Source organism: Fulvivirga marina, assembly GCF_016775155.1.
Lineage (GTDB): Bacteria > Bacteroidota > Bacteroidia > Cytophagales > Cyclobacteriaceae > Fulvivirga > Fulvivirga marina.
In genome coordinates this window covers 32,568-46,661 of the sequence record NZ_JAEUGD010000003.1, presented here as the reverse complement: position 1 = coordinate 46,661, position 14,094 = coordinate 32,568, and the positions used below count along the sequence as shown (strand labels likewise).

Below are 14,094 nucleotides of genomic sequence, written 5' to 3'. Positions count from 1 at the left end.
ATTTAGTAAGCAAAATTAAAGCATTGGTATTATCTGCAAAGTGATGTGATATTTTTATTTTTGCTATTCACAATGATAGATTTTAAAAGCTTTACACTTGAAAATGGACTAAGGGTTATAGTTCATGAGGACCCCACAGTTCAGATAGCTGTTTTAAACATACTATATGATGTTGGCTCCAGAGATGAGCACCCTGATAAGACCGGTTTTGCTCACCTCTTCGAACATCTGATGTTCGGTGGCTCAAAAAATATAGCTAACTATGATGAGGCCTTACAGCTCGCTGGCGGGGAGAACAATGCTTTTACCAGCACCGACATTACAAACTATTATATGACCCTACCTGCCCAAAATCTGGAAACAGGGTTTTGGCTGGAGTCCGACCGTATGTTGAGTCTCTCTTTTGATCCCAAAGTTCTGGAAGTTCAGCGCAAGGTGGTGATTGAGGAATTTAAACAACGTTACCTTAATCAACCTTATGGTGATCTGTGGTTAAAACTTCGCCCACTAGTTTACCAAAAGCATTCTTACCGGTGGCCCACTATAGGGAAAGAGATCAGTCATATTGAAAACGCTACTATGGAAGATGTAAAGTCTTTTTTCAACAAGCACTATGTACCCAACCAAGCCATCATGGTTGTAGCCGGAAAAGTGAAGTTTGATGAAGTGAAAAGATTGTCCGAAAAGTGGTTTGGCCCTATTCCCCGTGGCAATGATTATAAAAGAGAGTTACCTCAGGAGCCTAAACAGGTAGAACGGCGGTTTATGGAGATAACTGCAGATGTCCCGGCAGATGCACTTCACATGACTTTTCACATCCCCGGTAAATTTGATGACGGTTATCATACCGCGGATCTCATTAGCGACATTCTAGGAAGAGGCTCATCTTCGAGACTTTACGAAAAGCTAGTTAAAGAAAAGGAAACTTTCTCTTCGATTGGAGCTTCCATAACAGGGTCAATTGACCCTGGCTTACTTATTATTGGCGGAAAGGTATCTTCTAACGTAAGCATTAAAAAAGCTGAAGAAGAGGTCCAGGAAGTTATAGATGAGCTTATAACCTCAGGCACTTCAACAAAAGAGCTTGAGAAAGTTAAAAATCAAGCCGAGGCCAGCCATGTAATGTCAGAAGTTGAGGTATTAAACAGAGCATTAAACCTAGCCATTGCAACACTTTCCGGCGACACCAACCTGGCTAACGAGGAAACCACAAAGATCCAGCAGGTCAGCGTAGAACAGGTCAATAAAAGTGTAAAAGAAATACTGGCACCGACTAACTGCACAGTACTCCATTATAAATCAAAGCAAAAAGAAATTATATAACAGGAATGAAAATAAGGACCGGGTTTGGGTATGATGTACACCAACTAAAGGAAGGGTCAGAGTTCTGGCTTGGAGGTTTACAAATAGAACATACCAAAGGAGCTGTGGGGCATTCTGATGCGGATGTGCTGATCCATGTTATTTGTGACGCCTTGCTTGGCGCTGCCAATATGCGTGATATCGGCTTTCATTTTTCAGACACTGATCCAAAATTCAAAGGAATTGATAGCAAGATACTCCTAAAAGAAGTGCTAGCATTGATACGTAATGAAGGCTGGGAAGTTGGAAATATCGACTCCACCATTTGTCTCCAACAACCCAAGATCAACCCTTACATCCCTGAAATGAAAAAATGCCTTAGTAATGTAATGGATATTGACCAGGGAGATCTTTCCATTAAAGCTACAACAACTGAAAAACTGGGGTTTGTGGGAAAAGAAGAAGGAGTAGCTGCTTTTGCTACTGTACTTATTACAAAAAACTGATGACCAAGGAAGCCGGAAATAACGAAGAAAAAATAAAACTCATCACCACTGATGATGGATCACATTCTTTGTATGTCCCAAACCTTAATGAGACTTACCATTCATTTCATGGCGCAGTTCAGGAATCGCGACATGTATTTATTGAAATGGGACTTGCTCACCAAAAAAGCAGGGGCCTTAAAAACATCAAAATTTTTGAAGTTGGCCTTGGCACTGGTCTCAATGCTCTATTAACAGCTGAATTTGCGGAAAAACACCAAATACCTGTTCATTTCACCTCCATAGAGGCCTTTCCCGTTGATTTTGAACTGATTAAGCAGCTCAACTACACCTCTTACCTTGATTTACCTAAAGCCAAGTCATGGTTTGAAAAGATTCACACCAGCCAATGGAATGAGGACATAGTTATCTCCCCTTTCTTTACCCTTAACAAAATCCAGACAAAACTTGAAGATTACGTTGCTCAGGGTAGCACCTTTGACATCATCTATTTCGATGCTTTTGCCCCAAATAAGCAAGCCGAACTTTGGGACATCACTATCCTTTCAGACATAAGCAATTCCATGAAACATGGAGGAATATTTGTCACCTACTGCGCCAAAGGGCAACTTAAAAGAGACCTCCAATCACTCCATTTGAACGTGGAGACCTTACCGGGTCCTCCAGGAAAAAAGGAAATGGTACGCGCCTCCAAGTAATAAAATTTAATTTTTCGTTGGAACAGCTTCTGCAAACGATTCCTATTTCCGTATTTTCAACGAAAAGCCCAATTTGATTAAAAATTTAACAAAAAAACAATCTAAAATTACCAACTCTCATAGTCTTTAGTGATTTACATTAGACAATTTTCATTATATTGATTTCAATTCTGGTATTGTGCCCTACCTGAAAGTACTTTTCAAACCAATTATGCTAATGAATAATCAACTAAAGCGTGGGTTGTACACCCCTGAGCTTGAACATGACTCATGTGGAATCGGATGTATCGCAAACATCAATGGCACCAAAGACTATAAAATCGTTCAGGATGCCATTGACATGCTCGAAAACATGGAACACCGAGGAGGCACCGGATGTGATCCCTACACAGGTGACGGTGCAGGTATTCTAATACAAATCCCCCATGAGTACCTCGAAGTAAAGTGCAGCGAACTCGGATTCAATATCCCTGCCGCGGGTTCGTACGGTGTAGGTATGTTATTTTTCCCCTCCCGCAAGGCTGTTAGAGAAGACTGCCGCGAAGTGCTGGAACGTCATGCAGACATTTTAGGCCTTGAAGTTCTCGGATACAGACCTGTACCGGTTGACCGCAGCATTCCTGGTGCAGGCTCAAAAAAAGTAGAGCCTGTTATTGAACAGGTTTTTATAAAGCATAAAGAAGGCTTAACCGGTGACCAGTTGGAGCGAAAGCTTTTTGTATTAAGAAATTATACCACTCATTATATAGGTCATAATGTTAAGGGCAACAATAGTGAGTTTTATGTTGCCAGTCTCTCTCATAAGGTAGTTGTATATAAAGGGCAACTTACAACTCAGCAACTAAGACCTTACTACTTAGATCTACAGGATGTATCAGTTACTTCTGCTTTAGCTATTGTTCATTCCAGGTTTTCCACTAACACCTTCCCGAACTGGAAATTAGCTCAGCCCTTTAGATTCATAGCTCATAATGGAGAAATCAATACTATCCGTGGTAATGTCACAAAAATGAAGTCCAAAGAGGCTATGATGAGGTCTAACCTGTTCACGGATCAGGAGCTAAAAATGCTACTTCCTGTAACTGACCCGACACATAGCGACTCAGCAAACTTTGATTCACTGGTTGAAATGCTGGTATTAAGTGGCCGATCATTGCCGCATGTTATGATGATGCTAATCCCTGAGGCCTGGGAGGACAACACACTGATGGACACAGAAAGAAAAGCTTTTTACAAATACCACGCCTCTCTTATGGAGCCATGGGATGGCCCGGCAGCCTTAGTATTTACTGATGGAAATATAATAGGGGCTACACTTGACCGCAATGGGTTAAGACCATCTCGCTATTATATCACCAAGGATGACCGATTGATAGTAGCCTCAGAGGCCGGTGCGCTCCCTGTACCTGCTGCCGAAATAGCTAGCAAAGGGCGTATGCAACCGGGAAAGATGCTTATAGCCGACCTGACCAAAAAGAAGGTAGAGTATGATGAGGAGGTAAAAGCCAGAGTTACAAGCCGCAAGCCATATGTGGACTGGATCAAGGAACATCGGGTAAAGCTCAGGCTAATTCCAACTCCAACTAACATAGATCCACATGATGATGAGCAAAAGTTATTGCTCAAGCAACAAGCCTATGGGTATACCTCCGAAGAGCTAAAAGTTATCTTAGGAGCAATGGCCGTATCAGGCACGGAACCCGTTGGTTCAATGGGTGCAGATACTCCATTGGCTGCACTTTCTGATCAGAGCCAGCATATTTCAAATTACTTCAAGCAGCTCTTTGCTCAGGTTAGCAACCCTCCTATTGACCCTATTCGTGAACGGATGGTTATGTCACTATTCACCCGAGTTGGAGAAAGTCTGAATATTTTGGATGAAACTCCTGAGCACACAAAGCAAATTCATATTTCACAACCTGTCTTACTTAACTCTGATCTTCAGAAGTTTAAAAACCTTGAAAATATCGGATTCAGCTATGCTGTAATAAACTCTGTATTTGTTGCGGATGGCAAACCTGGCAGACTCGAGGAAGGCCTGGACAATATTTGTATGGCTGCTGAAAAAGCAATTGCTGATAGAAAAAAGGTAATTATCATTTCCGACAGAAACATTGATAAAAACCATGCTCCTATCCCTTCCCTGATGGCTATCGGCGCAGTACACCATGACCTTGTAGAGAAAAAGATCAGAACCAAAGCCGGGCTCATCGTAGAGGCTGGAGATATAAGAGAAACACACCACTTTGCTACTGCCATCGGATATGGAGCAAGTGCCGTCAACCCTTATATGGCCCTGGAGTCAATTAAAGACCTTTGCAAAAAAGGCCTGCTTGAAAAAGAAATGGATGTAGACCAGGCTTTGGCTAACTACCAGAACGCTATTGGTTACGGACTACTCAAAGTACTTTCAAAAATGGGGATAAGCACCCTACAGTCTTATCAATCCTCACAGATTTTTGAGGCATTAGGCATCAGTAAAAAGGTAGTAGACCGATGCTTCAAAGGAACTATAACACGCATCGAGGGCCTCAACTTCGATGGTTTAGCCAAAGAGGTACTTATCAGGCATCGCACCGCATTTGATAAACAAGATAAAAGCACGGCGCTTTTAGAAACTGGTGGAGTATATCAATGGAAAAGACGTGGTGAAAAACACCTGTTCAACCCTGAAACCATCCACCTTTTACAGCACTCAACACGTACCAATAATTTTGACCTATATAAAAAGTATGCTAAAAAAATCAATGATCAGACTAAGCATGCCCTAACACTTCGAGGTCTTCTTGAATTTAAAAGTACTACTCCCGTACCTATTGATGAGGTAGAACCCAAAGAAAATATTTTTAAAAGATTTGCCACAGGGGCTATGTCATTTGGCTCCATTTCTCACGAAGCACATAGCACTTTGGCTATTGCCATGAACCGCATAGGAGCCAAAAGTAATAGTGGAGAAGGTGGGGAAGACGAGGTCCGCTTTGAAAGAAAAGCTAATGGTGACTGGGAAAGATCTGCAATTAAGCAAGTGGCATCGGGAAGATTTGGGGTAACAAGTTACTACCTTACCAATGCAGATGAGTTGCAAATAAAAATGGCTCAGGGTGCTAAGCCAGGGGAAGGCGGGCAATTACCAGGTCATAAAGTTGATGAATGGATAGGAAGGGTACGTCACTCCACTCCTGGAGTAGGTCTGATATCACCCCCACCACACCATGACATTTATTCAATAGAAGACCTTGCGCAACTCATTTATGATCTTAAAAATGCTAACAGAGAGGCTCGGATAAATGTAAAACTGGTATCAGAAGCTGGTGTGGGTACCGTTGCCGCCGGTGTTTCCAAGGCTAACGCCGATGTGGTACTTATATCAGGAGCTGACGGAGGAACAGGAGCATCACCACTTAGCTCAATAAGACACGCTGGACTGCCTTGGGAGCTCGGACTAGCAGAGGTGCACCAAACTCTGGTAAAAAATGACCTGAGAAGCAGGATCGTCGTACAAACTGACGGACAGATCAGAACAGGGAAAGATTTGGCCGTAGCCACTTTACTTGGTGCGGAAGAATGGGGAGTTTCTACAGCTGCCCTTGTAGTAGAAGGCTGTATTATGATGAGGAAATGTCACCTCAATACATGCCCTGTAGGTATAGCAACCCAAAACCCTGAACTAAGAAAATTATTTACGGGTGACCCTGACCATGTTGTTAACTTCTTTAATTTCCTTGCCGAAGACCTGCGCCAGATCATGGCTCAATTAGGGTTTAGAACAATCGATGAAATGGTCGGCAAAACAGAAGTTCTCAGAGTCAGGCCAGAAATCAATCATTGGAAGTTTAAAGATCTTGATCTTAAGCCTATATTATTTAAAGAGCCTATTGGCGAACACGTAGGCACCTATAAACAACTAGAGCAAGACCATAATCTCAATGAGGTACTGGACTGGAAACTTATTAATACCGCAGGGCCTTCCATTGGAAATGGCAAAAAGGTATTTAAGAATTTCGATATCAAAAATACAGACCGCTCAGTGGGCGCCATGCTAAGCAATGAGGTTAGTAAAAAGCACAAAGGAGATGGTCTTCCTGAAGATACTATTCACTTCAATTTTAAAGGTTCTGCTGGCCAGAGCTTCGGCGCCTTCCTGACTTCCGGCTCCACTTTTGAGCTTGAAGGTGAGGCTAACGATTATTTCGGTAAAGGCATGTGCGGTGGCAAGCTGATAGTTTACCCTGACGCTGAATCCACCTTTGAAGCAGAAGAAAATATTATTATTGGCAATGTAGCCTTTTATGGCGCAACTAAAGGAGAAGCCTACATAAGAGGTATGGCCGGAGAACGGTTTTGCGTCAGAAACTCAGGAGTAGAAGTTGTAGTCGAAGGCGTCGGCGACCATGCCTGCGAATATATGACAGGCGGCAGGGTAGTGATACTCGGGCCTACCGGGAAAAACTTTGCAGCCGGTATGAGCGGAGGTATTGCCTATGTATTTGACCCCGTAGCTCAATTCAAAGAGCTTTGTAACAAAGGAATGATTTCACTGGAACCCCTTGACAATGAGGATGAGGAAAAAATAAAAAGCATGCTCAACAGACACAAAGAATACACGGAAAGCAACGTTGCCTCAGACATTCTACAACAATGGCCACTGACCTCAAAGCACTTTGTAAAGGTTATTCCTAACGATTACAAAGCCATTTTAATGAAAAATAAGGACTCGATAAAAGTAGCAGTTTAACATGGGACAGAAGGACGGATTTTTACAATATAATAGAGAATTGCCTCAGTCGAGGCCTCCACAGGAGCGTATCAAAGATTTCAAGGAGATCTATGATGAATTCCCTGAAAAGAAAACGAATCAACAGGCCGCCAGATGTATGGACTGCGGAGTACCGTTTTGTCATAATGGTTGCCCCTTGGGCAATGTTATCCCTGAATTTAATGATGCTGTTTACCGCGAACAGTGGGAAGAGGCCATACAGATCCTCTCTTCCACCAACAACTTTCCCGAGTTTACAGGAAGAATATGCCCTGCTCCATGCGAGGCTAGCTGTGTACTTGGCATAAACAAACCTCCAGTAGCCATAGAACACATTGAAAAGACCATTGTCGAGAAGGCTTACGAATTAGAGTATATCACCCCTCACCCTCCTAAAAACCGGACCGACAAAAAGGTAGCTGTCATAGGTTCAGGCCCAGCGGGCCTGGCCACAGCTGCCCAACTCAATAGAGCGGGACACACGGTAACTGTTTATGAGCGGGAAAATAAAGTCGGTGGGCTACTCAGATACGGAATACCTGACTTTAAACTTGAGAAATGGGTAATAGATCGCAGAATAGATATCATGAAAGCTGAAGGGGTCAAGTTTGAAGTAAACGCAAACATCGGCGTCAACATTTCAACGGATGAGATCAATGCAAACCATGATGCAGTTGTAATCTGCACAGGCTCCACTCTTCCCCGAGACCTGCCTATTCCTGGGCGTGACCTTAAAGGGGTGCATTTTGCCATGGAATTTCTCACCCAGCAGAATAAAAAAGTAGCGGGAGACAAGCTTCAGGAAGAACAGATATTGGCTAAAGATAAGGATGTACTGGTTATTGGAGGTGGAGATACCGGGTCCGACTGCATCGGTACATCTCATCGACAAGGAGCCCAATCTGTTACACAAATTGAACTTTTAAGTAAACCGTTTCCTAATAGAACAGAAAACGACCCCTGGCCATTATGGCCAATGACTCTGCGCACCTCTTCTTCTCACGAAGAAGGGGGCCAGAGGCAGTGGGCCATTTTAACAAAAGAATTTATAGGAGATGACCTGGGGCAGCTAAAAAAAGTAAAGCTTGTGGACATAGAATGGAGCATTGACAGTAACGGGAAGCAATCTTTTAAAGAAGTAGAAGGGTCCGAAAAGGAAATACCCTGTCAGCTTGCCTTATTGGCAATTGGTTTCCTTTCGCCTGAAAACAAATTGCTACAAGCCTTTGGTATAAGCACCGATTCACGAGGCAATGCTGACACTAAAAACTACCAAACCAATGTAAGTCATATTTTTGCAGCGGGCGATGCCCGAAGAGGACAGTCATTGGTGGTATGGGCTATTTCCGAAGGCAGAGAAGCTGCCATTGCAGTTGATAAATACCTAATGGGTGAAAGCCAACTGCCTTCAAAGGATGATTCTTTTTTAAATGTGATGTCGTATTGAAATAAATACAGACCTCTGCAAACAATAATTTCTGGTAATTGTGTTTATTTGGTGTCCATAATTTTGACACCAAATAAACATGAACCCAGGTTTAAAGCAAAAGCTATATAACAAGTGCATCGAACTGATAGACCTGCGTATTAAAAACGCAAAGGATGCCATGGATTCTGCGCAAGAATCTGCCAATAATGAGACCAAAAGTTCGGCAGGTGATAAGTATGAAACGGGAAGAGAAATGATGCAGCAAGAGATGGAAAACAATGCTATACAATTGGCCGAAGCCAGAAAGCTCAAAGAAACTATAAGCAGAATTATACCATCAAAAAGCTATGATTCAGCGCAGATGGGAAGCTTAGTAATCACCAATAATGGCAGCTTTTATATTTCTATAGGGCTGGGTAAAATTACAGTTGATGGAAAGGATTATTTTGCCATCGCACCAACTTCACCTCTTGGTTCTCTCTTAATGGATAAAACAGCTCAGGAGGGCATTGAGCTCAATGGACGAAAGTTCGTCATTGAAAAAGTAATATAATCAGAATTCATAAGTTTCGAAGGGGCTTACACACATATTCAGCCTTACATCCATTTCATCCGAATATTTGATTATATCGAGAGGTGGTGTCAGTGCAAGCCCTACCTTCCTGGCTTTCGGCACTTTTTTCAAAAACCTATCATAAAAACCCTTTCCATAACCTACTCTGTGCCCAACCTTGTCAAAGCAAATCAACGGCACTAAGACCAGATCTATACCCTCTATATCAGCTATGTCACCTTCAACAGGCTCCGGTATTCCCCATTTATTTTTCTCTATGCGTGTTCTGTCATTAAGCTTATAATGAGACAGCTCTCCCTTGGGCAAAGTTTTACAAATAACAATGTTTATATCAGGGTTCAGTTCTCTCACTATTTTAATTACAGAGAAAGTATCGACTTCATATTTATCTGTTATAGAAAGAAATGTATGCAAAAAATTAACCTGAGTAAAGTCTATGTACTCAATCAACCTATCGATAAGAAGCTTATTTCTTCTTTGATATTCCTCAGCACTTAAAGTGAGTCTTTTCTCTAAATAAACTTTTCGTAAGGTATTTTTATCAACCATCGATTAAAACATTGAACCTGAAATCGAAAGGCTCAAAATAAGTAATTAATTGATCAATAAAGGAGGGGTCTGACTGATAAAAATTAAGAAAATTATCTACTCGTTCTTGCGGACTGCCATTAGGAAAAAGCTCCTCTAGCACCGCATCAACCTGTCTGAGCATATCCGCTTGATGTCTTTTTTCCGCCCTGACAAATTTCTTCTCTATATTTTCAAGGCTCCTTTTTGTTTTTACCTGCTGTGCCTCCACATGCGGTGCAAGTGTAGGGTCAATTTTCACTGCCTGAGCCTTTATTTTTTCAAATTGCAAGAGTATTTTTTCCATCTGGCCATTGAGATGGATATCTCTTGATGAGTGCTTAGTTACCGCCTTTTTATGAAGTCGGTCTTTATCTAAAAACATATCTTCTATAGCAAGGTGTGTTTTTCCCCATTTCGCAGAAATATTCTTGGGTATTACCAAGGCAAAGTTTCGTGGCATCACAACAGGGAATGGTATATTGTGATGATCAAATACCGACTTAAGCTGCAGCCAATAGGTCACTTCTGCAGGCCCGCCTATGTAAGCGAGATTAGGCAGAACAAACTCTTCGTAAACAGGGCGAAGTACCACATTCGGACTAAAACGCTCTGGGTGATTACAGATAAGATCACGGATTTCCGCTTCCGTATATTCCAGGTCTGTGTCAAGAACTTTAAACATACCGTCCTCCTTGACCAAGCGACTTCTAAGCTCGCCATCCATGTAAAAAAAGTTGATGGCTCTGGGAAATATTTGTGTCTTGTAGCCCAGCTTATTAAGCTTTTCAGATTGCTTCTCTACAAGTTCATTGCTTGTATTTCTAAAAACGTCATCCTCAATTATGGGTATAAACATTCTTTTTAAAACCGGGCTATCACCATCAACAGCGATCAACCCATACTGACCAAACAGCTCATTTACATAGTACCGTACCGCATCAGTTAAAGTATCATGCTTTAAATAGGCCTTTCTAAAAAAATCAGGCATACCAGGAACCGCATCCACGATACCCTTCAATTCTTTTGGGTTAAACCGACCGACAGCACCTTTTTGCTCCGTTTTCCAGTGATGTTTTTTCCCATTTAGACGAAAATAGCTGATCTCATCAAAATCATGATCCTCTGAGGCCATCCAGTAGACGGGCACAAAATTCTTATCAGGGTGAGCCGCTTTTAACTGCTTACAAATGTTGATAACCGTTACAATTTTGTAGATAAAATAGAGTGGCCCAGTGAAAATATTAAGTTGATGGCCCGTTGTGACGGTAAAAGTATTGGAATCTGAAAGTAGATCCAGGTTTTGACGTGTTACTTCTGATAGTTCAAGGTTCTGATATTGACTGGCCAAAGTCTGACAAAGAATCTTTCTGTTTTCTGGGGAAAAATTCTTGGTGGCAATCTGCTTTTTAAATGAACCTATCTCAGGTTTTTCCCCATAAAATTCCATGAGTTGATCTTTCCCATGGATATAATCGAGAAATAATGATGAAAATTGATGGGTATCTTTGTAATCAACTCTAGTCAAGTTCATATCAATAAGTTAAGAGGTCACTTTTCACAGTAACGGTCAAATGACTACACCGTACAAGTCGAATTCTGTCGCATCATTGATCTTAACATTTACAAAATCACCTAACCTTAAATGTTTCGCTTGCTCTTCAATAATTACTTCATTATCCACTTCAGGTGAATCGTATTCCGTTCTTCCTATAAACTGCCCTCCCTCTTTTCTATCAACAAGTACTTTGAAAGTTTTACCTATCTTCCGCTCATTCAGTTCATAAGAAATCTTTTCCTGTACTTCCATTACGACATTCGCCCTTTCTTGTTTCACTTGTTGCGGAACATCGTCAGTAAAATTATATGCATGGGTGTTTTCTTCATGTGAATAGGTAAATATACCCAGTCTGTCAAAGCGAGATCTTTCTACAAAACCCAGCATTTCAATGAAATCATCCTCGGTCTCCCCTGGATACCCGGCTATTAGTGTAGTTCTTAAAGCTATATCTGGAACTTTCTCTCTGATAGTCTGAATCAGCTCCTCCTGCTTTTCTCGGGTCGTCCCTCGACGCATATGCTTCAATATACGGGTCGACCCGTGTTGCAATGGCATATCAAGATAATTGCAGATGTTATCTCGTTCAGCCATAACGTCCAACACATCCAGCGGAAAACCTGTAGGGTAGGCATAATGTAACCTGATCCAATCGATACCTTCTACATCTGAGAGATTCCTGAGTAGGTCTGCAAGATTTCTTTTCCCATATATATCAAGGCCATAGTAAGTAGAATCCTGAGCTATCAACAGCAGCTCTTTAGTACCATTTTTGGCAAGATTTTTAGCTTCAGTCACCAGCTGCTCTATAGTTTTGGAAACGTGCTTACCTCGCATAATAGGTATAGCACAAAATGAGCAAGGCCTATCACATCCCTCTGCTATTTTCATATAGGCATAGTGATTCGAAGTTGTCAGTATTCTTTCCCCAACCAACTCATGCTTGTAATCTGCCTTAAATTTTTTCAGGAGCATAGGAAGCTCCATCGTACCAAAGAAAGCATCTACCATAGGAATCTCTTTTTCAAGATCATCCTTATACCTTTGAGACAAACACCCTGTTACATAGAGTTTATCAATTAGCCCTTCCCCTTTGGCATCAGCATATCGAAGTATAGTGTCAATCGACTCTTGCTTGGCATTATCAATGAAGCCGCAAGTATTAACAATAATGATGTTAGCATCATCGTTTTCTGCTTCATGGCTGACATTAACCTTATTTCCTCGAAGTTGGGTAAGCATTACTTCCGAGTCCACAAGATTTTTGGAACACCCGAGAGTTACTATATTTACCTTGTCCTTCTTTCTTCCCTTGGTTTTCAAATTATTCCTGTTTTATAAAGTGGCTGCAAAATTAGCGAAAGTGAACGGCAATGCGAAAGTTATTATACAGTACCGCAAAATACAATCTCACCCAATGGCTTTAAAAGCAAGCCAATACTTCCTGGTTTTACTTCAAACCTGCACCATCAATCAAATGGCACATGTTTTGGTACACTAAACTTTATGGTTATTTCTCCCTCACTTCTTACTGCAATACTTATATTTGTGCCCTATTCATGAAAATAGTTATACCAATATTAATTCTCTCAGCAGCGATCTCATTAACCAGCTGTCTTGATGACCCGGATTGCAACAGCAAGACAACCAATTTTGTAAACATAAAGTTTTACAATAGCGACAATAATGAGCCCGATACGCTAAATATTAACAAAGTTACTACTCAAGGTACTGACAGTGTACTGTTCTCAGAAGTAGAGGCGTCATATATCAAACTTCCTCTCAGGCCTGATACTGTTCAAACCACGTTTGTTTTCGATTCAGAACTGGGTATTGATACCTTAATATTAAAATATAATACCAACACGCGTTTGGTTTCTGAGGATTGCGGTATAGAAATGGTGTTTTCAGACCTGGACTATGTAAGGAGTGATTTCGGTTCTATTAAAATCGTGAATAAAATACTTGTTGAACAAGTCACTGAAGATGTTAAGATATTTAATTAGTATTTGTCTCGTTACCATGGCTTCGGCCGCTTTTAGTCAGAAGGAAAAAGTTCAACTCGACACCACAAGTCGAAGGTTTATTCCAACGGGCATCAGGGTAGGTGCTGACCTCATTGGCTTTGGAAAATCTTTCAGCAAAGTAGATTACAAACAGTACGAGTTTCAGGCAGACATTGACTTTTATCGTTACTTCTTAAATGTGGAGTATGGCCAAATGGAACGCACACTGGAGAACAGCAACTCTCTTTATACCGTCGAAGGAAGCTACTTTAAAGTAGGTCCGGATATTAATTTCCTTCACCGGGACCCTGACCAGAGCGCCTTGTTTTTTGGGCTTAGATATGCCACAACTACTTTTTCAGACGAACTTAATTTTAGTTACACCAACGACGTTTTTGGAGATGGCACATCTCAAATTTCTAACACTGACCTAAAAGCTGATTGGTTCGAAATGGTAACTGGCATGAAAGTAAAAATGTGGAAATTTATTTGGCTGGGCTACACCGCGAGGTTCAAATTCGGCATTGATACCTTTGAACGCAATGAGCTTATACCCCACGAAATACCGGGTTATGGACGCGCTGACAAAAACGTAAGCTGGGGTTTTAACTATTATCTGATTTTCAGGATCCCATTGAGGAAGGGGCCACAAACTATTGAGCTGCCCTCAACCGATGATTTGAACAAATAAACCAGAA

The 14,094-nt window shown here is 41.4% G+C and carries 11 protein-coding genes; 8 read left to right on the top strand and 3 right to left on the bottom strand.

Going from position 1 to position 14,094, the window contains the following annotated elements; translation table 11 throughout:
• The first annotated feature begins 72 nt into the window (after window positions 1-72).
• From JMN32_RS01510 to JMN32_RS01485, 6 genes are all read left to right on the top strand, one after another.
• Complete coding sequence (locus JMN32_RS01510) at window positions 73-1,323, top strand: M16 family metallopeptidase (protein WP_202854512.1); 1,251 nt, start codon at window positions 73-75, stop codon at window positions 1,321-1,323.
• Window positions 1,324-1,328: 5 nt separating this feature from the next.
• Window positions 1,329-1,808, top strand: coding sequence for a 2-C-methyl-D-erythritol 2,4-cyclodiphosphate synthase (ispF, locus tag JMN32_RS01505; protein WP_202854511.1), 480 nt, complete (start codon window positions 1,329-1,331; stop codon window positions 1,806-1,808).
• Complete coding sequence (gene mnmD / locus JMN32_RS01500) at window positions 1,808-2,506, top strand: tRNA (5-methylaminomethyl-2-thiouridine)(34)-methyltransferase MnmD (RefSeq protein WP_202854510.1); 699 nt, start codon at window positions 1,808-1,810, stop codon at window positions 2,504-2,506. Before ispF ends, mnmD begins: the two co-directional genes overlap by 1 nt.
• Before the next feature lie 217 nt (window positions 2,507-2,723).
• Window positions 2,724-7,241 carry a glutamate synthase large subunit gene (gene gltB / locus JMN32_RS01495; RefSeq protein WP_202854509.1) on the top strand — a complete coding sequence of 1,506 codons (4,518 nt, stop codon included), beginning with the start codon at window positions 2,724-2,726 and terminating at the stop codon, window positions 7,239-7,241.
• 1 nt (window position 7,242) lies between these two features.
• Window positions 7,243-8,709, top strand: a complete 1,467-nt coding sequence (locus tag JMN32_RS01490; RefSeq protein WP_202854508.1) for a glutamate synthase subunit beta — start codon at window positions 7,243-7,245, stop codon at window positions 8,707-8,709.
• Window positions 8,710-8,788: 79 nt separating this feature from the next.
• The gene (locus tag JMN32_RS01485) at window positions 8,789-9,244 is read left to right on the top strand and encodes a 3-oxoacyl-ACP synthase (RefSeq protein WP_202854507.1); all 456 of its coding nucleotides are present in this window, start codon (window positions 8,789-8,791) and stop codon (window positions 9,242-9,244) included.
• Here the strand turns inward: JMN32_RS01485 and JMN32_RS01480 are convergent, their stop codons facing one another.
• The 3 genes from JMN32_RS01480 to rimO are packed head-to-tail and all read right to left on the bottom strand — an operon-like array spanning window position 9,245 to window position 12,713.
• Window positions 9,245-9,814 (bottom strand): 5-formyltetrahydrofolate cyclo-ligase, encoded by a 570-nt coding sequence (locus JMN32_RS01480; protein WP_202854506.1) that lies wholly within the window; start codon window positions 9,812-9,814, stop codon window positions 9,245-9,247.
• Entirely contained in the window at window positions 9,807-11,366 is a 1,560-nt protein-coding gene (bshC, locus tag JMN32_RS01475) for a bacillithiol biosynthesis cysteine-adding enzyme BshC (RefSeq protein ID WP_202854505.1), read from the bottom strand. Before bshC ends, JMN32_RS01480 begins: the two co-directional genes overlap by 8 nt.
• Before the next feature lie 36 nt (window positions 11,367-11,402).
• Window positions 11,403-12,713 carry a 30S ribosomal protein S12 methylthiotransferase RimO gene (rimO, locus tag JMN32_RS01470; RefSeq protein WP_202854504.1) on the bottom strand — a complete coding sequence of 437 codons (1,311 nt, stop codon included), beginning with the start codon at window positions 12,711-12,713 and terminating at the stop codon, window positions 11,403-11,405.
• Between the two features lie 236 nt (window positions 12,714-12,949).
• On the opposite strand from rimO, the gene JMN32_RS01465 reads away from it, so the two are divergent.
• Both JMN32_RS01465 and JMN32_RS01460 read left to right on the top strand, forming a co-directional pair.
• Window positions 12,950-13,396 carry a DUF6452 family protein gene (locus JMN32_RS01465; protein WP_202854503.1) on the top strand — a complete coding sequence of 149 codons (447 nt, stop codon included), beginning with the start codon at window positions 12,950-12,952 and terminating at the stop codon, window positions 13,394-13,396.
• Window positions 13,377-14,087: a DUF6048 family protein gene (locus tag JMN32_RS01460; RefSeq protein WP_202854502.1), complete on the top strand. Its 711-nt coding sequence runs from the start codon at window positions 13,377-13,379 to the stop codon at window positions 14,085-14,087. The genes JMN32_RS01465 and JMN32_RS01460 overlap by 20 nt, the downstream gene beginning before the upstream one ends.
• The last annotated feature ends 7 nt before the right edge of the window (window positions 14,088-14,094 follow it).